The following is a 23,972-nucleotide window of genomic DNA, read 5'->3' on the forward strand; positions in this document are numbered from 1 at the left end:
AGATAGTTTAATTGATAATTATATTTAGTATATTTTATTATTGTAGCCAAAAAAATCAATGAAGTCCGCTAATTACTAGAATATTGGCTTAATACTACCTATTAAGGCATAGAAATAGGAAGGAATGCAGTAATTAATTTCAGCCGACAATGTTACCTTTGGTTGATGTGGAATCTATCTGAATTTTGAGAAATTAATGAATAAGTTTGCTTAGGGATGGAAAACAATGCGTTCGATAAACATTGGTTTGACTGAAGAACAGCGTCAAGGTGTAATTAATCTGTTAAACCAAGATTTGGCAGATGCCTATCTACTGTTGGTGAAAACCAAAAAGTATCATTGGGATGTCGTTGGGCCTCAGTTCCGCTCTTTGCACCAGCTTTGGGAAGAACATTACCAGACGCTGACTCTAAATATTGATGCTTTGGCAGAGCGGACTCGTGCTTTGGGCGGTTATCCAGTTGGCACAATGGAAGGATTTCTCAAGGTTGCTAGCCTCAAAGAACATGCTGGTAATGTTCCCACAGCAACGGGGATGGTAGCTAATCTAGTGAATGATCACGAGCAGGTTATTCGTAACTTAAGAGACCATGTAGATCAGTCTGGTGACCAGTTCCACGATCAGGGAACTGCTGACTTTCTGACTGGACTGATGGAACAGCATGAGGAAATGGCTTGGATGTTGCGCTCATTTATTGAAGGCGAGGCACTGGGCCCAGATGGTAGACAGCCAACAGAAGGGGCTAAGACTCCTGTAGGTGTATAGCTCATAACGTCTGAGTAGAGGGTCGTTGTCTGTGAAACCGGTTAGAAGGAGGATTGATTCTTCCTTCTAAATGGCGTGAAAGAATGAATCTGCCTGCATCTACCTATTCAGCATATTCATTGCAAAAATAACATAATACAAACGAAACTAGGAGTTTTTAAGTGCCAGAAGTATATAAAGCAGAACGTACTATCTCTAGTGTATTTAAAGAACAGAAGCAAATTGATGATGTGATTCGACGTTTATTAGACAGGGGTGTGCCTAGAGATCATATTTCTGTCATGGGCAGAAATTTCCAGTCGGAAACTAGAATCGCTGGCTTTATTAGTAAGAAGGATGTGATTCTGGGAGGTTTGAGAACAGGAGCAGTTTTTGGTTCCTTGTTTGGTTCCTTTCTCAGCTTGCTCACGGGTGTAGGCGTACTGTTTATTCCCTTTGTTGGCCCAATTGTGGCAGCAGGACCTATTGGTGCGGTGCTGTTGGGGGCTGCTAGTGGAGCGATCGCAGGTAGTGCAGGTGCTGGTCTAGTATCGGTTCTAACTACTTTGGGGATGCCAGAAGAGAAAGCCGCTATCTACCAAACCCGCTTACAAGCTGGTGAATTTTTAGTGATGGCAGAAGTTCCGAGCGATCGCACTGGCGAATTTCAATTGCTGCTCGAAAGCGCTGGTGGCGAAGAAATTCACACAATTGAAAAAACTTTTGCTCGCCCTTGTCTTGGACAGTGCAACAGCCCACAAGACTTGTCTCCTGAAGTTCGCGCTCATCTTTCCGATGAAGCTCAACACACATTCATTGAGCGTTATAACACTGTACTCAATGAGAAAAATGACGAGTTCACTGCTGAACAAGCCGCTTGGGAGTCTGTTCATCAGCAATATGATGAAGATGAAAACGGCGTTTGGTCAAAAGCTAAACTAAAAGCTTAAAGATTTTCAAAAAATAGATTATCCAATTTTAGAAGCTGGGTAATTTTACTAGTACAAGACGGCGGAAATAAGCAGACCACTGAAAAGCCCTAAACAGCTTATTCCATAATACTTTTGACTTTTGAATTTTAACTTCCGCCTTGCGGTACTAGGCTTTAGTTAAGGGCGGGTAAGATGCCCATCTTAGAAGCAGTTGTGTTAGTCTGCGTTTATAGCGGTCCCCGCATGGGTAAGGTAAAGAAAAAATAGTTCATCACAGATAAATACAGATACTCATAGGGACACGGCAATGCGGTGTCCCTACCCGTAAAAATTGCTATATCTACGTTTTTAAATCTTCATTAGGGCAATTTATAGCTACCAACACGCAGATTTAACTGACCTTGACGCGGGTTCTGGGTGAATATAAATGCACCTTCTTCACTCTCACCACTAGATAAAAAGTCGATCTGTTGCTCTCCTGTTTCTGTAACTTTGCCGTTAATTAGTAACTCAGCCATAATTTGAACTGACTCGGCTGTATCTCCTCCAGTATTTACGACTTCAAAGGGAACATAAAATTGTGCATCGATTTCCCGAATTGTTTGTTTTTTAGTGACAGAAACGATGGGAGGTTGATTCTTTTCGTTCAACCAAGTGTAGCCTACCAGACTCACAATGATTGCTAGGATAACTGAGGCGATGCTGAATGTTACCCACTCAGCTATTGAGCGTGGTGGTTGTTCTGTTTTATTCATATTGCTAACCTTCCGGCTGCACCGCCAATAGTTGCAGGTAACCCCAGCATCAACGTGTGATCTAACCACATTGTCCAAGGGTCGCTAAAAGTTAACTTTTGAAAGAACCACAGCATAAAAGCGGTTGCTAGCAGTGATACTAAGTAGGACATAATGGTTTCGCTTGATGGTCGTTGGAAAAGTCCTTTTTGCTGTTTACGCTTTTGTTGGTCAGAAAAGCCTGCCTGAAATACAATGCCATAAGAAATTAGCAAAGATGTAGCGATCATTGCCAACTGCCAAGGTGGCGAGGCTGCGGCTGCAAGCATAGGAATTTCATCTGTTGGAGCAATGTTAAATGCAATGATGGTTGCACCAATTAGGGTTCCACCCACATCGGTAAAGGTGGCGTGTAAGTCATCCTCTTTGTTTTTAGTTGTGCTACTTACCTGATCGGTTCCTTGTTCTTTTGCATTACCATTTCTACTATCTCCCAAAAGCTGGTTGGCTAATGCTACACCGAGAGCGAAGGGTACACTTTCAAAGATAATTTTACCTAAAGATTCCTTTAAAGAAGTTTCTGGCGTCAATTCTCGCAATAGTAGCAGCATAAAGGCAGAACAAACTAGTCCAATCGCGATCGCTTCTACGGTATCCATTGCAACTTGATGAGCTAGCCAAGTATATCTGCGTTTCCGAAAACCTTCTATCTGATTGAGCAGGTAAACTACAATAAACATGAATGCGATCGCCATCATCATCAGTTGTGGTTTTGCCAATGATCCAATCCACCAAACCTCCATTGTGTACAGCAAGGGTATACCAAATAAAAATCCTCCACAAGCACCCCGAATAATGTCATTAATTTCACTCCTCCATACATTTTTTTGACGTTTTGTTGCCACTCCTTTACTTCCCTTTTGTTGAAAATTTGCTTTGACTATAGCGGTTCTCATTTGGGTGCAGTACAGTTTTGACCTTACTTCCATTCCTCTGTTCTCTGGGGAGAGAGGCTTTGAATCTTACTTCCATTCCCTCTCTTCTCTACGAGAGGCTTCTCTTTCAGAGACGCGAACGCGAACGCCAACGAGACGCTGCGCGAATGCAGGGAAGGGGTTGGGGGTTAGGTCTGTATTGGACTCAACTGCAAACCGCTATATACTAATTCTCTATGAAAATGCATATATAGCAATCCTAAATGAATCGTGAAAATCTCCCATTCCTCTGTCTGCGGTTTATTCCTTTTTGAAAAATTAGATCCCCGACATCTCAAAGAAATCGGGGATCTAGACAACACAACCTTTAAACAGGATTACTAAATATAGGACTCATATTTGATTTTTGAACAAAACTCAGTACACCTTTATTCCTTCTTCCCAGTAAAGAGTCCCTTACCTCTACGAGTGATTCAGAAATCAAATCGGATTGCTATATTCATATTTTTTACGTTGCGCTTACCCTGGTAGCACCTCGTACATATCTTAAGATAATATAATTTACCAAATTATTCTATCGGTTGATGGAAGTCAAAAATAATACACTATTGTTAGTTTATGTAATAGCTTAATCAACTACAAGCTGTAAATAAAACCATCAGCGCCGAAAAAAGAGTAGAAGCTACTGTAAAAAATATTGAAGGGAAAATTCAAGAGGTTGTGGGTGAAATAACGGGTAATCCACAAGATAAAGCTGAAGGACAAACAAAGCAAGCCCAAGCCCAAGCTACTCACACTGTAGAAAACATTAAAGACGAACTTAAGAAAGCTTTAGACTAATTTAGTTTTTGCAGTGCAAGTAATATTAACGATGATTTATTATTGATAGTCTAAGATTAATTACTCCACTAACTTTTAGGAAGTGGAGTTTTTCTGTTGTTGGCGTAAAATTTGAAAGAGGAATTACTAACAAACTGGTTGTTACCATGATTTTCTTAGCAATTTGATTCAACTAAGAACTGGCACGATTAGCTACTAAGTTCCAGATAAAGATAGCAATCATTGCCCCAATGATGGCAACAATTACACCAGGAATACTTAGGGTTGCAGCAGTTAATTGAAATCTTCCTGTTTCAAAAAGAGTAACTAAAACCCCCCCAATCACAGCACCTATAATACCTAAAGCCATAGTTGAAACAATTCCACCACCCTGACGACCGGGATAAATAGCTTTCGCGATCGCTCCAGCAATTAAACCTAGAATAATCCAAGCAATAATGTTCAGCATAATCTTATCTATCAAAAACTTAATAACTAGCTTAGAAATTATAATAGTGTTTTCCTTCTACCCAAAGATATAAGTAATAAACTTAAACCAATTCGCAATTCGCAATTCGCAATGACGCTCCTACGTCGCTAACGCTGCGCTAACGCAATTACGTTTTGTGTCGGGGTCTAAATCCCCGTCACAAAACGCGCTGCTTGATAGAAGCAGGGGACTTAAACCCCTAAAGTTTGTTAAATAAAAATTAATAAGCTGTCGCCTATCTAACTTGCACATTTTTTTGTGTTGACTGTTAACAGTCAACAGTCAACGAACCTCATGAGTTATTGTGTAATTTAAAGGCGTATGTCAGTTATGATTGCACCTTTATGATCATGCTTGTAAATCTTGCCTACACGGATACAACCGCACTAGCGGCTTCTCTTGAAGTACATTTAAGATGGGAAAATATCAATAATCATTGGGAGGAATCAATCGTCATGACTGTTATTGTTGCTAAGTGGACGATTGATGAATATCATCGCATGATTGATACTGGCATTTTGAGCGATCGCAAAGTAGAACTACTTAAGGGAGAAATTGTCGAAATGTCGCCGGAAGGGGAACCCCATGCTTATTGTAGTGATGAAGCTGGTGAGTATCTAGCAAAGTTATTGGCTGAACGCGCCAAAATTCGCCAAGCCAAGCCTATCACCTTACCTAACGACTCGGAATCAGAACCAGATATTGCCATTTTTTCGTGAATTGGTATAAGCATCTCTTTCTTCTCTTTGCGTCCTCTGTCTCTTCTGTGCGAACGCGAACAGCGTGTTGCAGACAGATTTTGCACGTTGAAGCCTCTCGTAGAGATGGCAGTAGCCTGTGGCAAGCCGCTTCTCTACGAGACGCTGCGCGAATGCGTCTACGTTAAAAAATTGGCTTTGGTAACAGAGTTTTAGCCTTAACTCAAGCGTATTGGGTTATCTTCAACATTTTATTTCCACCAGGTTGGAATTCGTATTCAACCTTTTCAATATCTATCTTGTAACCATTTAAAGTGTAATATTTAACTAGTTTATCTAAATGTTGTGAATGTTTCCACATTAAAGTTATGAGAGGAAATATTCGGACTTCTTTAGCAATCCGCAGCATCTCACCTATAGAATTTAAGTGGAAATCGTAATCGAGATGATCTGAATATAAAAATAATAAATGCGAACAAAGAGCTATATCAAATTCTTGATTTTTAAATGCTAATTTAGGTAATTCACCGACTGTGTATCTGTTGCTATTTTTGCCAGTTTCATAATCAGACAGAAATTCTTGAATAACTTTCACTCGATTCTGTCGTAAATCATCTGGAGATTTATGATAGCTCCATACCCAATCATTCGATGTAGCCCTGACTTGGTTAATGATGTTATCTACCACTTCATTAAATCTTTGCAATATTTCATCACCAGAAAATTGGTATAGTGGATCAACAGAAATTACACTTTTACCCTGATGTGTCATTTCTGCATTAAAGCTTGCTGGCCCATCCCCAATTCCAATGATTCTTTTATTTAAATCTGCATCTTTTAAATTAAATATTTTTATATATTCATCCATTGATCTCCCAAAAGGAACTACTTTATCTAGAACCATTGCCATAGAATTTACCTCGTCAATAGACTGATTAAACAGGATAATAGCAAAATCAAACAACTTTATACATTGCTAGACGGCAATCATTCAGAAGCACATCAAGGTCTTTTACAACTTTCAAAGGATTTCTGCATTTTAACAGAGCAGCTATTGTAACCTAATAAGGATTTCTACGTGTTCTTTTCTTTTGATTTTATTTTTGAAAAAACTCCTTACAACTCGAAAAGGCTAATTTTGTATTCCCTGTTCCCTGCCTATTGCGCTTGCATTTCTCTGCGAGACGCTTCTCTTTCCAGAGAGGCTTTGCCAACGCGAACGCACATCAGGCAAATAAGTATGGCTACACGATGCTGCGCGAACAGAAATCAAAGCGGATTCTTAATAGTTCAAAGATAGGATTTTTAAATACTCTTGTACAGCAGTAAATAGCCCCACCTCTAAAGCATCGGCAATCAGAGCATGGCCGATAGACACTTCAAGTATGCCAGAAATTGAACAAAACTTTTCTAAGTTTTGTAGATTTAAATCATGCCCGGCGTTCACTCCTAAACCAATTTCTTGAGCCTTTTGTATTGCTTTTTGGTAGTCTTGAAATACAAACTCTACATTGCCATTACGAAAAGCTGTAGCATAAGGTTCTGTATATAGCTCAATGCGATCGGCTCCAATCTCTTTAGCACGTTTAATTTGAGTTAAGTCAGTCTCCATAAACAAGCTGACTCGAACTCCGAGGTCTTTTAGTTCTCGAATAATTGGTCTGAGCCAAGAGCCATCTATAGCCAGATTCCATCCGTGGTCTGATGTGAAAGCATCTGGTGCATCGGGAACTAAGGTACACTGCGTAGGCTTTATTTTTCGGACTATCTCTAAAAATTTAGGTGACGGATTACCTTCTATGTTAAATTCAACAGTCAATATCTGCGCTAGTGCATCGACATCTTCGGGCTTAATATGTCGCTGGTCTGGGCGTGGGTGAACTGTAATTCCCTGTGCCCCAGCTTTAATACAGGTAGAAGCCGCTTCAATCACACTCGGTCTACCAAAATTTCGAGCATTCCTGAGTAAAGCGACTTTGTTAAGGTTAACGCTGAGATTGGTCATACTGCAAATATGTTACAATCTACTATTTACCGCCAAATAATGCATCTGATAACACCATATCTTTACACAATTTGAGATTTTAGGGGAAATACTTGTGTTTACAGCGCAGCCGCAAGCAGGGAAGACAGACAAAGCGTAACTTTGGCGGGGTGGGGTTCTTCAAGTTTAATAAGTAAGCGAACGAACATGACATCAGTATCGCCTAAATTATATGGGAGTATCAGATTTATTTTTTATAGTGGAGACATCCATTCAAAATGGTATGAGGAAACCTCACCCGACTATTTCCTATGACACACTCCTTAAGTTAGGTACTGATGCGTGTTCATGTATATATATTGGTAATAACTATACAGATGACTAACGTGGGGCTAAAGGAGTAAAAATGAAATGTATTTTGATTGACAGCGAACCACGTTATCTAGAGCTAGATGAACAGAGAGTTGACAACCTTTTTCAAATTTAAGACAGCCTATTTCTTGATTAATCTTAGTTAACTATGGTTGCCGAGTAAGCAAAATAAAATCCACTAGCGGCCTAATAGATAGTTTGCAATGCAAATTCTTAAAGTACTAACCAGAGTTTATCTTAGTCCGATAGACTTGGATGAGGCGATCGCTTTCTATGAAAATCTTTTTACAGAAAAATGTTGGTTGTGGTTTCAATATTCTGAGGCTGAGTTGGAACTCGCAGGTGTGGGTTCTATTCTTTTAATTGCTGGTTCGGCAGAAGCACTTTCTTCATTCAAGAGTACACACGCAACATTTCTCGTTGACTCACTTAATGATTTTCGAGAAGTACTTATTCAGCAAGGTGCAGTGATTCTGGCGGAACCTAACCAAGTTCCCACTGGAGCCAATATGCGAGCGATGCATCCTGATGGAACCATTATTGAGTATGTTGAGTTTGGATAATTAATTTTTACCCTAAAAAGGATCTGCTGTGAAGGCTGCAATCAAGTTAGCGGACTAAAGTAATACCTTAAAACGCTGGGAACTTATGCGCTAGTTGTGCGGGAAATTCAACTAATCTAAAAATTGAATTTAGTTGTGGCTCAGGCAGGAATGCTTGAGCCTTTTTACTGCAAAACTTGCTTGATAAAAGTTAAGCGATCGCAGATGATTATCGAGAGTTTGAAAAGCGTCTAGAAGAAGCTTTTCAAATAGTTTGGCAAGAAAGACAACCCATCACCAGCTTTGGGCAAGCTCAAAAGTCTTGATGAAGCTTTACACCGTGGTATCAACGTTGATATTGAAGTCGTAGCAACTCATTCTTTGGGAATACGTTCTGCGAAGCAAACTATTAGCTGGCAGGGTGCAATCGCTAAGTCTAGATAAAATTTAGGAAGATTTTTTCCCATCTGAAACCATTTGCGAGAGAATATAGGCTGCGAAATCTAGTAGCTGATCCAGCAAAAAGCCAATGATACCGATGTAGAGGATCACTTGAATTATGTAATCGACATTGCCAGCTTTATAAGCTTCCCAGAGGGTAAAGCCAAGTCCTTTTGGGCCTGTTAACATTTCTGTAGCAATAACTATAAACCATGCTACCCAAATGCTAACTTTCAAAGCATGAAATATATGAAATATAGCTACTCTAAAGTTCTTGTTCTGTCTTTGAAAATGCTGCATCCCTATTGCTGTATTAATAATCATCGTCCAGAGAGTTCCCACAAAAACTACTGTAATAGCAGCCGATTCGCTCTCTTGAAATGCTATTAGAGCAATAGGTAGCAAAGCTATAGGAGGGATACTATGTGGTATTTGAAATATCAGCCTAAATAGCTGATAAACCATGCTATTCATGCCTATTAGGTATCCGATAAAACTACCTAACACGGCGGCTGGAATGTATCCCACAAATAACCGTTGCAGGCTAGCTAAAATGTCTAAAAACATATATTTTCTCTGCCTCAGTTATCATTGAAGAAATTTAGAAAATACTGCGGCAACAACACTGAATAACTGAGATAAAATGTGTTAAATTACACGTTATATTTGAGAACTACAAAATTTTTTATATCTTCTCCTTGTTGATGATTAATCAAAAAAATTTAGGATTATTACGATGTGTTAGTAGTAAAACAAAGAAGAGGTAAAACTTGACTTTAGTAAACTTTATCAGAAAAATAAATCCTGATTAGTAAATTAAATACAATTTCCATAATTTACTTAGTTGATGATTTTATTAAGTATGAATATTTAAAAATTTTAATAAATAGCAAAATTTGTTATTACCAATACAGATAAGAAATAAAACAAGAAGTAGAAGAATGAAATTTATAAAAAGGCGTTAGGAAAACCCACTCTTTTTAAAGATGGGATGAGACACCCCGACGCTGTTGACGGTTGACTCTTAAACGTCAACAGTCAACAGTCAACGAAATAACCTTGTACAGTTCAAGCTTGGCGATTACTTCCCTAAATTGCGCTTCATTTGTTCTAACTCATCCTGAGTTTCCCAGTTACGGAACTTCTCTTCTAAGTCATCAAACCCACTAGTAGAATAACTGCTAGTTTTATTCGACCATCCACTGGTTTCAAAACGCTGCTGAGTTTGCGCTTTAGCACGGGCTGTCTGTGCTTCGACAGCTTTAGCTTGTACCTCCTGTCGCCGTTGCTGAATTTTTCGCAGTAGTTCCTGAGATTGGTTAATGCGTTCTTTCAGCCCTTGCATATGTCCCCAGCGCTGATTTCCTTCGCGCAACAGGGCTGCTTCTCGCTCACCCGCAGCAGCCGCTAAATCTTCCCTACCAGCATTTTTGGCTTTTTGAACACGGATATGCCAACGCTGAATTTCTTGAGCGGTGGACAGAATTTCTTCTTGCGATCGCTTCTCTTGTACTTGTAAATCTGCGATCAGCTTTAATGTGCCTTCCTCTTGCTCACGCAGCTGTTCTAACAGCGCCTCTAACTCCAAATGTGGATTATTACGCAAGAATTCTTCTAAACGGTTTTCTAAAAACCGACTCAAATCATCAAATAAGCCCACTGCTAGAACTCCAGAGATCGGGTGCGTGACTATTTTATTGTAGTAATTATTATCGTGGGCGGAATTTAAATTTTAAAAAACAGAATTCAGGAGGCAGAATTCAGAATTAAATTTTGTTGACAATCCTTCGGAAGTAGCACTTTTGCAACCTGTGAAAATTTAAGTGAACTTCTAGGTGTTAGTTAGATTGCATAGTTGGGAAGAATGGATTTGGTGAAACTACGCAAGCAACACTGACTTACAACATGAGGCTTTAATCAGTATGAGTTCTGATTTTCAACCACCACCTAAGAGTTTGTCCATACTAGCTTCTGTCGGAGGAGTAGTTACTGCTGTCATAGCGATCGCAATTTTTAATGTTTGGTCTAAGCAACTTTCACAAACTTCTATAGCAAAACCTAAAATATCAACATCTGAAACTGCTTCACGGCAGTCGGTACAACCAAAAGAACCCCAAAGCTCCCTTTCTTTGAGTAAAGAAGCTGAAAGAGTTGCCAGCCTTGATGCAAAATCTGTAGTTTTACCAGGTCAAGCTATTCCTAAGAGTCAACTAACAGTAGCGATAATTCCCTATGTTGCTCCTGGAGTTGGAAAACTAACCCTAGAGGAAACGACAACTGCCCGTCAGGCTTGGTCATACTTTCAGCGCAACTGGAACGATGAAACTGGCTTAGTCAATTCCGTTGATGGCTTTGCCTCGGTCAGTATGTGGGATCAGACAGCAGCGATCGCAGCCTTAGTCAGTGCTAAAGAACTCAATATCGTGCCTGCGGCTGAATTTGAAGCCAAAATGAGCAAAATGTTGAAAACACTGGCATCTATGCCTTTGTATAAAGGGGAACTACCCAACAAGGTTTATAATGCTAAAACCCTCGTACCCGTCAATTATGGTCAACTAGAGAAACGCGAAGAAATTGGTTGGTCAGCAATTGATTTAGGTCGGATGGCAATCTGGCTGAAAATTATCGGGACAAAGTATCCAGAAATGCGGCTAGAAACAGAAGCAATTTGGAAACATTGGCAAGTCAAGCGTCTAACCAACAATGGACAAATGTACGGTACTGCCGTGATCAAAGGCAAAGAACAGTACAACCAAGAAGGTCGCTTGGGCTATGAGAATTATGCTGCCTATGGTTTAAAGCTTTGGGGCTTGGATGTTAAGAAAGCCTTGGACTATCAATCTCATGCTGCTTTTGTTGATCTTTACGGACAGGGAATTCCCTACGATCGCCGCGACTTTAAAAACTCTGGAGCTAATAACTACGTTCTTAGCGAACCCTATATTTTAGATGGCATCGAAACTGGGTTTCAAGCTTTGCCTAAAGCCTATGCCGATCGGATTTTAGCTGCTCAAGAAGCGCGTTATAAAGCGACAAAACAATTAACTGCTGTTACCGAAGACAACTTAGATCGCCCTCCATACTTTGTTTACAGCAGCTTGTTTGTCAACGGTGAACCTTGGGCAACCATTGCAGATACCGGACAAAAACACAACGATTTGCGTTTTCTTAGTGCTAAAGCTGCGATCGGCTGGCATGTGCTTTACAATACTACTTACACTAGCCAATTATTTGATTTTGTCCAAGACAACCTCAAGTCAAAAGATGGCTGGTACAACGGTTTCTATGAATCCCTGCGTCAGCCGAATAAAGCTCTCACCGCCAATAACAATGGCGTAATTTTAGAAAGCTTGCTGTATAAAAAGGTTGGACAACCACTTATCGTTTGGGCAGGAGTTAAAAGTCAGAAGTTAACCCAGAGGGCTATTAAAACACCGTAAGTTGCAGCTAAGATTCTCAGGTAGTACAAAACTGGCGTTGCATATCGGAAGAAATGTACTTATATAAATCTATTCATCACTCGATTCAGCAACGCCACCCTAGGGCAAAAGTCTTTGAACGGATACTGAAACATCTGCAAATGCTAACGGTGTAACCGTTCCTTGCTTAATAGTATATTCTTCAACATACTTACCATTTTGAGGGTTTCTGAACACAATCATCTGTTTAGCAGATAAACTTAAAACCCAATATTCTTGAATCTCAGCCGTCGCATAAATCGCAGCCTTAATCTCCAAGTCCTTGTTTAAGCTTGTGTTGGCAACTTCTACAATCCAGAAAATATCTTTAGGAACAGGATGGCGATCGCTGTAGGATGATTCTGGAAGTCGAACAAGTGCAATATCAGGTTCGGGTTCCGAGTTGGATAATGTAATGGGCCCATTGAAACGAACATCAGCTTTACCTGAGAGCAATTCTTCTAAATATTTTGCACCTCGTTTTGTTGTGGTGTAGTCAATTGGGGTTTCTGGACTCATCTCAACAATTTCGCCTGCTAGCAATTCCACATGACGACCACGCAGAATGCCCGCCTCAACCATGCGATGATAGTCGTCTACAGACCATTTAGGCAACGTCTTCATAGCAGAACTGCTCACATTCTTGTGATAAACCTAGTTCAATTTTATAGTTGTTGAATTGCGTTTGTGACAATCTGAAAATGCGATCGCCATCTTTGGCTGACAACCAACTACTCGCTATCTTATGCCCCTAACTGCTGTAATAACTGATGAATTGACAAAACGGGTACGGTTGAACTCAAAAAACCTTGCGTTTCGCGTGTCACAATAGCATCTAAACCTTGAGCAATAGCACAAGCGATTTGAACAGCATCTTCAAAATCAGCCAAACCAGATCCGAACGCTGATTTTAAGACGGCTCGATTAACGGGACAAATTTCCATAACAGTCAGCGTTTCTGAAACTGCTTGCCGTGCTTGCTCAATGCTGCGCGTGTGTTTTCGGGAAATATAAAAAATATCTGTAAGTGTTGTTGCTGTGACATATCCAACGACACGAGCAGAATCAATCTCCTGAAGCAACAGTTCTGCGTCTTGGAAAAATGGCAATCGCTGCAACAGAAAATCTAAAACAATATTGGTATCAATTAAAACTTTCATCAAAGATACTTGTTCACTCGCCGCTCTTCTAACATTGCAGCCACTTCTTCATCAGTCGGTGCTGGCTGGTCTGTTTTTAGCAAGCCTCGCATCCGTCTAATCGCGCTAGAGCGCTCAGGCTCAGAAATTGGCGTGTCTTGCAAGGACTCAATGATGGCGCTCACCAGTGCAAGGCGATCGCTTGGTGGTAGCTTTAAGACTTGCTCCTTCAATTCTTGTAGCAACATAGACGGCTCCTATAGTCGAAGGTGTCTACTATCTAGTATGGGCGATCGCGCCTTCTATGACCAGATTTCTTGACCCTGCTACAGTTCCCAAGTGTTGGTCTTATCTTTATTTTGCGATCGCACCCCATCTCAAAAATTATCAGCGATCGCGGGAGCAATCTCCAAATTGGTTATAAAAATACGCGTAATTAACCCGCATACTTACGTATTTTTGTACGTAAGTATAGTCTTTTCGGTATATTCCTGGCTGATATCCAGAAATTTTCTGCATAACATGATGCTACTCCACTGAATTGATAAAGCTCGATTTATGAATATAACTGTAAAGATGCGCTATGACGCTGTTAACTGCTAACTTCTTCTTTGCATTATGATATACAAACTCCGTCAACAAAAGCTGTTGAGATGGATTGCATTGTTCCTAGTTGGGACATTTCTGCAATTGTTGTTTTACATCCCGACACCAGTCTTATCCCAAAATTCTAATAGCTGTAGCAATATAACAGCCCCACTCACACCTGAAGAACAAACTTACGCTCGTTCTGCTTGGCAGTATTTTGTCAAAAATTATCAGCCAGCAACAGGATTTACCAATTCTACTGGGGGTTATCCTTCTGGTACACTCTGGGATATGGGTAATTACCTAATGGCGTTGAATGCTGCACGCTGGTTGAATCTCACTGACCAAGCAGACTTTGATGCTCGTCTCAACAAATTTTTGACAACTCTCAGCAGCTTGAAGTTATTTGAAGATACCTTGCCCAATAAAGTTTATAACGCCGCTACTGGACAGATGGTTGATTATGGTAATAATCCACTGGAGCGGGGTATTGGTTGGTCTGCTTTAGATGTTGGGCGAATCCTGGCTGCGTTTGATGTCATCCGTACTTGTCATCCGCAATATAATGATTGGCTCAAAGGAATTGTAGCGAAGTGGCAGGTGGCGCGATCGCTCAAAGATGGACAACTTTTTGGTGCTACTGTTCTCCCAGACAACACAACGTTACTGGTGCAAGAAGGACGACTCGGCTACGAAGAATATGGCGCTAGAGGCTATGAACTTTGGGGTTTTTCTGCACCAAAAGCTATTGCTTTTGAGCCATTTAAGTTAGTCGAAATTAATGGCGTGCAAATTCCCGTTGACACGCGTGACTTTCAAAGCACTAACGCTAATAATTACATTGTTAGTGAATCTTATATCCTTGATGGGATTGAATTTGGTTTGCAAGGTGAGTTAGCTGATTTTGCTGCCAGAGTTTTAGAGGTGCAAAAACGGCGCTATGATACCACCGGTCAGTTGACTGCGGTCACAGAAGATAATATTGACCAAGCACCTTATTTTCTCTACAACACCGTTTATGCAAACGGTGTAAACTGGGCAACAATCACGGATACCAATCAACCTTATCCACAGTTTCGCAGCATTAGCACCAAAGCTGCTTTTGGTTGGCGCTATCTCTTTCCAGAGAATGCCTATGCCCAAAAACTTTTTGATGCAGTCAAGGATCTCCGCAGTCCTGATGACAGTGGTTACTATGCTGGTATTTATGAAGAATCAAAACAACCCAATAAGGCTTTGACAGGTAATACTAATGGGCTGATTTTGGAGATTTTATACTACAAAGCTAAGGGAAATCGCCCTTTAATTACTTCTGGTTCTGTGAGTGTGTCTACTGGCAAGCCCAGTGAAGAAGCTTCTCCTGCAACCCCCTCAAATCAACCAAGTTCTACTGTTACGACTCCGACTGCTCAACCAAATTCTACTGTTACAACTCCTACCGCAACCCCTGCGGATAGTTCTAAACCTACAGAAGTGGCCGTTGCACCTATTCCACCAGTGGATAGTCCCAAATCATCTAACCTCAAACTAAATCGATCGCTCTCAGTAATTGAACGGCGCTATGCAGAGGCAGCTTGGCGATACTTCCAAGCGAATTATCACTCTAAAAGTGGGCTGATAAACGATCGCAGTGATTTCAAAGGCGCAACTTTTTGGGGATTGGGAGATTATCTGGCGGCACTTCATGCAGCGCGATCGCTCGATATAATTACCCCCAAAGAATTTGACAAACGCACCCGACATCTTTTAGCAGCATTGACAAAATTACCATTATTTGCAGGAGAGTTACCAAGTCGGGGTTACGATACGCGATCGCTACAATCTGTAGATTACGGTGGAAATCCGATTCCAGATGGAAACGGCTGGTCAGCTTTAGATTTAGGTAGAATGCTGGCAGCGCTTTACAACTTAAAAACTTGTCATCCAGAATACACGGCTGCTGTAGATAAAATTGTCCTAGATTGGTCATACTTGCGTGTGGTACGCGAGGGTATTCTTTCCAGTGCTACCGTTACCAAAGAGGAAGATGGGCGATCGCTTACCCGCGTCAACCCCGAAACCCGTTTGGGTTATGAGGAATATGCAGCTCGTGCTTTTCAATTATGGGGATTTAATGTTGAGCGTTCTGCTGTTGGCGGTGAATATCAAACAGCTTCAGTGGAGGGGGTGAAAGTCCCAATCCAACGCCGTCGCACGGATACTAACTCTAAAGTTAACCAATACACAGTTAGCAATCCATTCTTACTCTATGCACTGGAGTTTGGACTAGATCCAAAAATGCGATCGCTCTTTGAGCCAATTTTCCAGGCGCAAGCTGAACGTTACCACCGCACCGGCACTCTCACAGCCTCAGCCACCACCCTAATTGATCGTAAACCTTACACTGTCCACAGTTCAATTACTGGAAAAGGTGAGCCTTGGGTGGCTTTAGGAGATGACGGTCAACCTGTACCAAAGGGGCGATTAGTAAGTACAGCAGTCGCTTTCGCCTATCATGCCTTGCTTCCAGAAAACAAGTATAGTCAACAGTTACTGCAAGGAACGACTGACTTATACAATCCATTAACTGGGTTTTATGAGGGTTTCTATGAAGCCACAGGTAAAACGGCAATTGGTTTCACCAGCAGCACCAACAGTATGATTTTGCAATCTTTGCTGTACAAGGTGATGAATCAACAACCCCTAATTCGTCCGGCTACCAACATGAAATCTCCTTGGTGGCAGGCTGTTACCAAAGGAGATTCTGGGCGAGGTCTACCTAGTAGTGCCATACAAAAAACCAAGTTAATTTCTGATAATTCTGCAAGTTACTGGGTTTCAGGTAGCAAAAATACTTCACTAGTAACTGGTACAAAAGTTGAGGCAAGGGAGCAGGGAGCAGGGAGCAGAGGGGATGGAAAAGAATGAGGATTTGACCCCACCTGTTGCGCTAGCTTTGCAACTCGCTGTAATTACAAAGCCATGTGTTGTTATTAATCAGTTGTATTTGGGAATACTTGTACATGATGCAGTTAGTAGCTTGCACGAGTAACAGATATCTCGATTCAAAATCCCTAGTTATTCCTTCAAATCTATGAACAAGGTACGACTGGCGCTGACGATGCTGATTTTACTAGGAAGCATCTTTGCGAGTAAAAATCTCATGGCGGTTGCTGATGCCTCTAAGCAACTCGAGAACCGTCAATTAAAACAAATTCGCAACCAAACAGCTTCCAAAACTCCTGTACTACTGGGACTGTACACCCCAGATTACATAGGAAGTCAAAGTACAATTGACAACCAATTGCGTAAAGTCGATCAATGGGTTGGTAAGCGCCATTCTATTGCTGGATTTTTCTTTGATATCGAAGACTCAAATCCTGCCTACAACATCCCCGTTTCTCTAGAACAACTGAAGCGCAACGGATACACAGCCTTTATTAATCTCAAATCCACTCGTTCCGCAGCACAGATTGCTAGGGGAGACATAGATAGTTCTCTGCAAAAAGTGGCAAAAGCATACTCTAACTGGGCAAAACAAGGCGATAACCGTATTGCGTTTATTGCTCCGTTGCAAGAGATGAACATTCCTGGAGAAACATACAGCAAAGACCCGCAGAACTTCAAGTTAGCTTACCAACGTATCCAAAAGATATTTAAAGAAGCTGGCGTATCTTCACAAGCAATCCGTTGGGTATTTGCACCTAATGGTTGGAGTGAAAACAATGAACATCGCTTTGAAAACTACTATCCTGGGGACAAGTCGGTAGATGTCGTTGCCTTTAGCGCCTACAACTGGGGGTATTGTAGTAATTCTTCTTGGAAACACTGGAGTAGCCCAAAAGAAGTTTTTGAACCATACATTAAGCGGATGAAGGTTATGGCTGGCAGTAAGCCGATTTTCATCGCTCAAACAGCTAGTACGAGTAATACACAATATGGTTTGCCCAAGACTGCCAAAGACCAATGGTTACGAGACTCTTACACTCAGCTAGCTGCGATGGGCGTGCGAGGCATTCTTTACTTCAATATTAATAAGGAATGTGATTGGGCAATTAACAGTAATAGCGGTAAATCTCCTGGTTATAAAGATGCGGTAAATAATCCGGCTTTCGGCTATTTATCTCCTGCTGAGTTGGCAAAGAAAATATAAATGGCAACAAGCGGCATCAAAAGCATGATTTTGCAATCAGTTTTGTACGCAACAACTCAACAACCCCTGCTTTGTCCAAGTTCTGCGACATGGCAATGTGCTACCCCATCTATAATCATTGCTGCCCCTGATAACTTTAACCCTGATATCCCAACACCACCGTCACAAACCGTTCCAAAACCTACTGCTCCTATAATCACGCCATTACCGCCAAAACCAAAACCGACACCACCACAACCAACTGCTACGCCAGAAAAACCTGCTACTCCAACGCCCACAACTTCTTTCCCACGGTTAACCCAAGAAGCGGATAAAATTGCTGCCGCGCGGGCTTGGAAATATTTTGAGCGTAACTGGAATCCCCAAACAGGTTTAGTAAATTCGGTAGACAACTTGCCTTGGACAACTTGGTGGGATCAGGGTAGCGCCTTATTAGGAATTCATGCGGCTTACCAGTTAGGGTTATTGCCGAAAGATGTTTTCCAAAAGCGAATGAACACATTGCTACAGACGTTGGAAAAACTGCCGCTACCTGCAACTGGTTTGCCCAACAAAGCTTATAGCACCCATACTACCCAGATGCGTCATCTCAATGACACACCCGATCCCAAGGGTACAAGTGGTTGGTCAGCTTTGGATATGGCGCGATTTTTATTAGGATTGCATATTATGCGATCGCATTATCCAGAATATAGCGATCATATTAATCGTATCGTCGCTCGTTGGCATACATCGAAACTTGTCAAAGATGGTTGGTTAAACGGTGCTATTCCTAGAGCAGGTAAACTTCTCCAAGTGCAAGAAGGGCGATTAGGCTACGAGCAATATGCTGCTCAAAGTTTAAAGCTGTGGAATCTTCCAGCCACTAATGCTCTCTCTAATCCACCAGCCAAGATGGTTAAGGTTGATGGTGTTACGCTGCAAATTGACGAGCGTAATTTCAAAAATTCTGGAGCTACTAACTACCTGACAAATGATCCTTATTTACTCTGGGGTTTAGAAATAGGTTGGAATGATGCTGTTAAATCTCAAGTGCAAAACCTTTTAAAAGTGCAACAACAAAGGTTTAAACGCACTGGAATTTTAACTGCTGTAAATGAAGATTCTTTAGATCGTCCTCCTTACTTTCTGTATTACAGCGTCTACTCCAATGGCCAATCTTGGCAAGCTGTGAACACCAGTGGAAAAACCTATCCCCAATTACGGTTTGTCAGTACCAAAGCAGCATTTTCTTGGTTTGCGCTCATGCCAGATGAGCCTTATACGAAAAAGCTGCGAGACTTCGCTCAAAATTTATCCGATAAAAATCGCGGCTATTTTTCAGGAAAATATGAAAATTCCAAACTAGGTGTTAATGCTTCAGTTGATATTAATACGAATGCAATCGTTTTAGAAAGTTTGCTTTACCAAGCTAGAGGTAGACATCCACTAGTACTTGACCTTTCAAAAATTAAAAATTAAGACTTAAACGAATTCAATTTTTAATTGTTTTAATTACTGGTACTAACATGACTTCAGTTTCTATTAGTGATAATTCCTCCAAATTTCCCGGCAACACTCGCTCATCGCTCAAAAAAAGAACGCTGTTATTTCGCTACCTAGCAGAAATAAATTTAATTTTTGGGTTCTGGTATTTGCAATGGCGCATCACCCATTCCGTCAATTTTGATGCACTATGGATCTCTATTCCTTTACTGATAGCAGAAATTTATAGCTATTTCGGCGGTGTAATGTTTGTAATTGGGTTATGGCGTCCCTTAGTGCGACAAGTTAAGTCTTTTGACCAGATGATCCCACCTCTACCCAGATCAGAATGGCCAACAGTAGACGTGTTTGTGACCTGTTACAACGAGCCGCCGGAAATTGTAGAAGAAACTGCCAAAGCGGCTCTAGCAATGGATTACCCACCAACAAAGTTATGCGTTTATGTCCTAGATGATGGCAACTCGGCTGATATGCGGGCTATGACAGAAAGATTGTGTATTGAGGATTTACAGTCACCACTACTACAACAAGAAGCCAATCGGATTGATGCAGAACACTCTTGTTTGCTGGAACGCCTGAAGCAACTGGAAAATTTAACACCTAATACTCAAGCTGCTGAACAATGGTTGCAATCATCATCGGAACCAGTGGTTAACCAAATTGCTACCGAATTTGTGCAAAGTCTGCGACAGTTTATTCTTTGGCTACCTCCAAATCATCAAAGTATTAGCGAACGCCTAATTACTGAAAAGAAAGCTTTAGAAAAAACTATTCGCAAGAAAGAACTAGAACTGCTGGAACTCTCCCGATTTCGCTATATTGCTCGTCCCAAAACGCCTGGTGTAGCGCATCATGCTAAAGCAGGCAACATCAATTACGCGATTTTTTCTGGAGAAACGGCAGGAAATTTTATTGTTACTCTCGATGCTGATCACATTCCCAAGCCAAATTTTATTAAGCGAGTTCTACCTTACTTCTACACATATAATCTTTCAACAGGAAAATACGACCAGAATCAAATTGCTTTTGTACAGACTCGCCAGGATTTTTACAATATTCCCCCAGGCGATCCTTTCGGACATCGAGCAAATTTATTTTATGGGCCACTTCAGCAAGGTAAAGATGGCATGAATGCTGCCTTCTATACGGGCACAAATGCAATACTAAGGCGTGAGGCATTAGTTAGTGTAGGACTGCAAAATTTTGCTGATGAATTTGCCAAAGATGAAAAACGTTTAGATGAATTTAATTTAGTTGGCGGGGTATCGAGTAATAGCATTACCGAAGATATGAATACAGCCATGCGTCTGCATAGTGCTGGCTGGAAATCTATTTATCACAATGAACTTTTGGCAGAAGGTTTAGCGCCAGATGATTTGAGTTCTACTCTTAAACAACGGCTACGCTGGGCACAAGGAACTATCCAAGTGTTAGTAAGGGAAAATCCACTGACAAAATCAGGGCTAACCTTTTGGCAAAGGTTGCAATATTTTAAGACGATGTATAGTTATTTCTCTGGTTTTGCAACTTTGGTTTTTATCTCTTGTCCAATTATCTATTTTTTTACGGACATTGTTCCAGTTAAAAGCTACGGACCTGACTTTGCCATCCACTTTTTTCCAGCTTTTATTATCAACCGGCTCACTTTTTTAGCAGCGACCTGGGGTATTCCAGCTAGCGAAGTTTGGCGCTCTGAACAATATGCGATCGCTTTATTTCCCTTATTAATCCAAGCTGTATGGAGTGTATTCACAGGACAAAAAATTAATTTCCAAGTAACGCCTAAGCAACGGCAATCTGGAATTTATCTTCGACTAGTTTGGCCACAGTTAGCTGTCTTTATCCTTACTATCTTGGGGATGTTATGGAGCCTTTACCGTTTTGCCATTGGTCATTTAAATTATCCTGAAGTTCACCTACTTAACTGTGCATGGGCTATCTATAATTTATTACTTTTGTCGGGGATTATTCGCGCAGCTGTTTGGCAACCTCCGAAAGAGGTTTAAGAGCAACGCGGAGACAATGAGAATAACTTTTAACTCCTAACTCTTTTATCCAATCTAGAAAAAAACAGCAATGAACACTGATTCAGATTCAAAAAACTTTGGTCAACTAACTGTTTTAACAATTTATGCTCATGCTGATGATGAAGTTCTACCTGCTGCTGGCACTCTCAGTTTGATGTCTAAAGCAGGATGGAATGTACGTTGTTTAATTTTGACTGACGGTAGCCTTTCTAGTTCGACTATTAAAGGTACACGTTATCAGGAAGCAGATGCAGCAGGTAAAATTATCGGTGCAACTTACGAGTTTCATGCACTTGAAGAGTGCAATTTCTCTACACAAGCAGTAATTAAAGTTGCTGAAGAATCTATTGGGCGTTGGCAACCAAATTTGATTGTTACTCACACACCACAACCTGAAAAATATGGACATAGAGATCATGAAGTGTGTGCGATCGCAGTTTCTAATGTTGCTACCCGCAAAAATATAAGTTTATGGTATTCAGCACCACCTGTTTTTTTACGTGGCTTTGAACCAAATTTTTTTGTAGATATTACCTCTGTAATTGAAGAAAAAGTTGCAGCTATTGGTTGTTATGAGTCAGAGTCAAACAAGGCATTCATGCAACTTGATGCCATACTGGTTCTATCTCGTTTTTGGGCGCGGGAGTTAGGTCAGAAAGATGGTTATTTTGAAGCTTTTGAAATTTCCCGCCAATGTGTGGATGCTAGCTTTTTTACTGCAATAGCTAATAGTCACTAAGCAATCAACTATGTTTGATTAAATATAAAACATAAAAGTATATTATCTCTATTGCAGTTTTCCTGATGTTAATGCCAAAATATAAATACATTTTTTGAAATCAAATAATAGGCTAAAACAATGAATCTGAGTGTAACAGTACTAGAATTATCTGGAATTTTAGATGGTATTAGAGGTAATGAGCTACGTCGTCAAATGAGCGGCGTTCTGGCGAACGGCTCTGATATTGTGTTGCTTGACATGAAAGAAGTAAACTTTATCGATAGCTCTGGTTTAGGCGCTTTAGTATCAGCAGCGCAAATGGTGCGGAATGCTAATGGTAAACTTTTTGTCTGTTCTATCACCGATCAAGTCAGGATGTTGTTTGAACTGACTAAAATGGATAGAATTTTTCAAAGCTTTGCTAACCAAGAGGAATTCAAGCGCCAAGTATTGGCAACACAATAAGCTGTAGACAATATAAACTTTTAATGCATTTTTGACTATACTAACTAAAGTTAACTTTTACCAAAGATAAGTCATCATCTAGATTATCTTGAGCATTTAACTTGAGAATGTCCGCTAATAGTTGCTTTAGGTGACACGTATCTTTCAGGCTATGTTTAGTTAGTAAGTCAATGAAAGCATCAATACCCCAAATTTTCCCATCTGACTGATTAATTTCATAAGCACCATCGCTAAAGATGTATAAAGTGCTGTTTTCTTCAATCTCAGAAATAGCATCCTCAAATTGAACATTACTTAAGAAGCCAATTGGTAAATCTAAAGAACTTAGCTGTTTAACTTGGATACTTGCTGTAGAGGTATTAGATAACAACAAAGCTGGTGGATGTCCGGCGTTAGCATAAATAAGTTGACGTTTAAGGCGGTGATAAACTCCATACCAGATTGTGAAGTATTTATCACCGTGCTTCGTCATTTGGAAGGCTTGATTAAGCGCTTTTAGGACTTCACTGGGTTGACAAAAGTTAGTATTCGGTAGAGATTGCGATCGCAAAACATTCAGCACAGATACAGATAAAAGGGCTGAACCCACCCCATGCCCTGATACGTCCAACAAATAAATTGCTAAATTATCCTCGTCGATCCAATGATGATCGAAGCAATCACCTCCTAGCTGTGCTGAGGGAATAAACAGATTTTCTGTAGTTACTGCTCCTACAAGTGGTGAGGGTAAAAGCGATCGCACATAGCCAGCAGCCTGTTCCAATTCTGCTTCCAAAATTTGCTTTTGAGTTTGTAAATCTTGATTTAGTGTCTCTAAGGCTTTTTTTTGACTTTGTAAATCTTGATTTAGCTGGTGTAATCTTAATCCTGCTCTTACCCTTGCTTTCAATTCATTCATCTCTATTGGTTTAGAGATAAACTCATCTGCTCCAGCGTCAAGTCCTCTAACTCTATCTCCCTCCTCTCCTCGTGCTGCTCCCTTAGCAGTCAATAGAATAAAAAAAGTAGTTGCCAACTCTGGATCTAGCTTAATTCGACGACATACTTCTAGCCCATCGAGTTGGGACATCATCCAGTCACAGATAATCAGAGCAGGGCGTAGTAATTGTGCTTGTGTAATTCCTTCTTCGCCATTGCTAGCTACACTAGTATCATAACCTTGATTTTGCAGTGTTCTTTTCAGTACTGCTCGCACTATAGGGTCATCATCAATAACCAAAATTTTAAACATAAATTAAAATTTACTAAGTAAAACGGAAAGTAAG

22 protein-coding genes and 1 pseudogene are annotated in these 23,972 nt (G+C 40.6%); 12 read left to right on the forward strand and 11 right to left on the reverse strand.

The window, feature by feature from the left end:
• The first annotated feature begins 226 nt into the window (after nucleotides 1-226).
• Both H6G26_RS06805 and H6G26_RS06810 read left to right on the forward strand, forming a co-directional pair.
• Nucleotides 227-766, forward strand: a complete 540-nt coding sequence (locus tag H6G26_RS06805; protein WP_190728521.1) for a Dps family protein — start codon at nucleotides 227-229, stop codon at nucleotides 764-766.
• A gap of 161 nt (nucleotides 767-927) precedes the next feature.
• Entirely contained in the window at nucleotides 928-1,695 is a 768-nt protein-coding gene (locus H6G26_RS06810) for a ChaB family protein (protein ID WP_190728522.1), read from the forward strand.
• Between the two features lie 341 nt (nucleotides 1,696-2,036).
• Here H6G26_RS06810 and H6G26_RS06815 read toward each other — a convergent pair whose 3' ends face one another.
• The gene (locus tag H6G26_RS06815; RefSeq protein ID WP_190728523.1) at nucleotides 2,037-2,432 is read right to left on the reverse strand and encodes a TIGR02588 family protein; all 396 of its coding nucleotides are present in this window, start codon (nucleotides 2,430-2,432) and stop codon (nucleotides 2,037-2,039) included.
• Nucleotides 2,429-3,367, reverse strand: coding sequence for a TIGR02587 family membrane protein (locus H6G26_RS06820; protein WP_190728581.1), 939 nt, complete (start codon nucleotides 3,365-3,367; stop codon nucleotides 2,429-2,431). The genes H6G26_RS06815 and H6G26_RS06820 overlap by 4 nt, the downstream gene beginning before the upstream one ends.
• 636 nt (nucleotides 3,368-4,003) lie before the next feature.
• Between H6G26_RS06820 and H6G26_RS06825 the strand changes: the two genes are divergently transcribed.
• Nucleotides 4,004-4,186 (forward strand): CsbD family protein, encoded by a 183-nt coding sequence (locus H6G26_RS06825; RefSeq protein WP_190728582.1) that lies wholly within the window; start codon nucleotides 4,004-4,006, stop codon nucleotides 4,184-4,186.
• A 172-nt stretch (nucleotides 4,187-4,358) separates the two neighbouring features.
• Here the strand turns inward: H6G26_RS06825 and H6G26_RS06830 are convergent, their stop codons facing one another.
• A complete protein-coding gene (locus H6G26_RS06830; protein WP_190728583.1) occupies nucleotides 4,359-4,631 on the reverse strand; it encodes a GlsB/YeaQ/YmgE family stress response membrane protein in 273 nt (90 codons plus the stop codon).
• 479 nt (nucleotides 4,632-5,110) lie between these two features.
• Here H6G26_RS06830 and H6G26_RS06835 point away from each other — a divergent pair.
• Nucleotides 5,111-5,365 (forward strand): annotated as a pseudogene (locus H6G26_RS06835) (Uma2 family endonuclease); the annotation flags it as partial.
• Nucleotides 5,366-5,576: 211 nt separating this feature from the next.
• Here H6G26_RS06835 and H6G26_RS06840 read toward each other — a convergent pair.
• On the reverse strand, nucleotides 5,577-6,263 hold the full coding sequence (locus H6G26_RS06840) for an SAM-dependent methyltransferase (RefSeq protein WP_190728524.1): 687 nt from the start codon (nucleotides 6,261-6,263) through the stop codon (nucleotides 5,577-5,579).
• A gap of 372 nt (nucleotides 6,264-6,635) precedes the next feature.
• Nucleotides 6,636-7,358: a pyridoxine 5'-phosphate synthase gene (locus H6G26_RS06845; protein WP_190728525.1), complete on the reverse strand. Its 723-nt coding sequence runs from the start codon at nucleotides 7,356-7,358 to the stop codon at nucleotides 6,636-6,638.
• A 554-nt stretch (nucleotides 7,359-7,912) separates the two neighbouring features.
• On the opposite strand from H6G26_RS06845, the gene H6G26_RS06855 reads away from it, so the two are divergent.
• The gene (locus tag H6G26_RS06855) at nucleotides 7,913-8,272 is read left to right on the forward strand and encodes a VOC family protein (RefSeq protein ID WP_190728527.1); all 360 of its coding nucleotides are present in this window, start codon (nucleotides 7,913-7,915) and stop codon (nucleotides 8,270-8,272) included.
• Between the two features lie 426 nt (nucleotides 8,273-8,698).
• On the opposite strand, the gene H6G26_RS06860 is transcribed toward H6G26_RS06855, so the two are convergent.
• Nucleotides 8,699-9,259, reverse strand: coding sequence for a nitrate transporter (locus H6G26_RS06860; RefSeq protein WP_190728528.1), 561 nt, complete (start codon nucleotides 9,257-9,259; stop codon nucleotides 8,699-8,701).
• A 514-nt stretch (nucleotides 9,260-9,773) separates the two neighbouring features.
• Complete coding sequence (locus tag H6G26_RS06865; RefSeq protein WP_190728529.1) at nucleotides 9,774-10,352, reverse strand: TIGR04376 family protein; 579 nt, start codon at nucleotides 10,350-10,352, stop codon at nucleotides 9,774-9,776.
• Nucleotides 10,353-10,614: 262 nt separating this feature from the next.
• On the opposite strand from H6G26_RS06865, the gene H6G26_RS06870 reads away from it, so the two are divergent.
• Entirely contained in the window at nucleotides 10,615-12,132 is a 1,518-nt protein-coding gene (locus tag H6G26_RS06870) for a DUF3131 domain-containing protein (protein ID WP_190728530.1), read from the forward strand.
• Between the two features lie 99 nt (nucleotides 12,133-12,231).
• On the opposite strand, the gene H6G26_RS06875 is transcribed toward H6G26_RS06870, so the two are convergent.
• From H6G26_RS06875 to H6G26_RS06885, 3 genes are all read right to left on the reverse strand, one after another.
• Nucleotides 12,232-12,774: a Uma2 family endonuclease gene (locus tag H6G26_RS06875; protein WP_190728531.1), complete on the reverse strand. Its 543-nt coding sequence runs from the start codon at nucleotides 12,772-12,774 to the stop codon at nucleotides 12,232-12,234.
• Between the two features lie 119 nt (nucleotides 12,775-12,893).
• The gene (locus tag H6G26_RS06880; RefSeq protein ID WP_190728532.1) at nucleotides 12,894-13,310 is read right to left on the reverse strand and encodes a PIN domain-containing protein; all 417 of its coding nucleotides are present in this window, start codon (nucleotides 13,308-13,310) and stop codon (nucleotides 12,894-12,896) included.
• Nucleotides 13,310-13,537, reverse strand: coding sequence for a hypothetical protein (locus H6G26_RS06885; RefSeq protein ID WP_190728533.1), 228 nt, complete (start codon nucleotides 13,535-13,537; stop codon nucleotides 13,310-13,312). Before H6G26_RS06885 ends, H6G26_RS06880 begins: the two co-directional genes overlap by 1 nt.
• A 370-nt stretch (nucleotides 13,538-13,907) precedes the next feature.
• Here H6G26_RS06885 and H6G26_RS06890 point away from each other — a divergent pair, with 370 nt between their 5' ends.
• From H6G26_RS06890 to H6G26_RS06915, 6 genes are all read left to right on the forward strand, one after another.
• Nucleotides 13,908-16,784 (forward strand): DUF3131 domain-containing protein, encoded by a 2,877-nt coding sequence (locus H6G26_RS06890; protein WP_242053616.1) that lies wholly within the window; start codon nucleotides 13,908-13,910, stop codon nucleotides 16,782-16,784.
• 166 nt (nucleotides 16,785-16,950) lie between these two features.
• Nucleotides 16,951-18,009 (forward strand): hypothetical protein, encoded by a 1,059-nt coding sequence (locus H6G26_RS06895; RefSeq protein WP_190728534.1) that lies wholly within the window; start codon nucleotides 16,951-16,953, stop codon nucleotides 18,007-18,009.
• Nucleotides 18,010-19,470, forward strand: a complete 1,461-nt coding sequence (locus tag H6G26_RS06900) for a DUF3131 domain-containing protein (RefSeq protein ID WP_190728535.1) — start codon at nucleotides 18,010-18,012, stop codon at nucleotides 19,468-19,470.
• Nucleotides 19,471-19,517: 47 nt separating this feature from the next.
• Complete coding sequence (locus H6G26_RS06905) at nucleotides 19,518-21,500, forward strand: glycosyltransferase (RefSeq protein ID WP_190728536.1); 1,983 nt, start codon at nucleotides 19,518-19,520, stop codon at nucleotides 21,498-21,500.
• A gap of 70 nt (nucleotides 21,501-21,570) precedes the next feature.
• Nucleotides 21,571-22,260, forward strand: coding sequence for a PIG-L deacetylase family protein (locus H6G26_RS06910; RefSeq protein ID WP_190728537.1), 690 nt, complete (start codon nucleotides 21,571-21,573; stop codon nucleotides 22,258-22,260).
• Nucleotides 22,261-22,380: 120 nt separating this feature from the next.
• On the forward strand, nucleotides 22,381-22,707 hold the full coding sequence (locus H6G26_RS06915; protein ID WP_190728538.1) for an STAS domain-containing protein: 327 nt from the start codon (nucleotides 22,381-22,383) through the stop codon (nucleotides 22,705-22,707).
• 40 nt (nucleotides 22,708-22,747) lie between these two features.
• Here H6G26_RS06915 and H6G26_RS06920 read toward each other — a convergent pair whose 3' ends face one another.
• Nucleotides 22,748-23,938 (reverse strand): SpoIIE family protein phosphatase, encoded by a 1,191-nt coding sequence (locus H6G26_RS06920; protein WP_190728539.1) that lies wholly within the window; start codon nucleotides 23,936-23,938, stop codon nucleotides 22,748-22,750.
• Nucleotides 23,939-23,972: the final 34 nt, after the last annotated feature.

The organism is Nostoc sp. FACHB-888, from assembly GCF_014696655.1.
Classification (GTDB): Bacteria; Cyanobacteriota; Cyanobacteriia; order Cyanobacteriales; family Nostocaceae; genus Nostoc.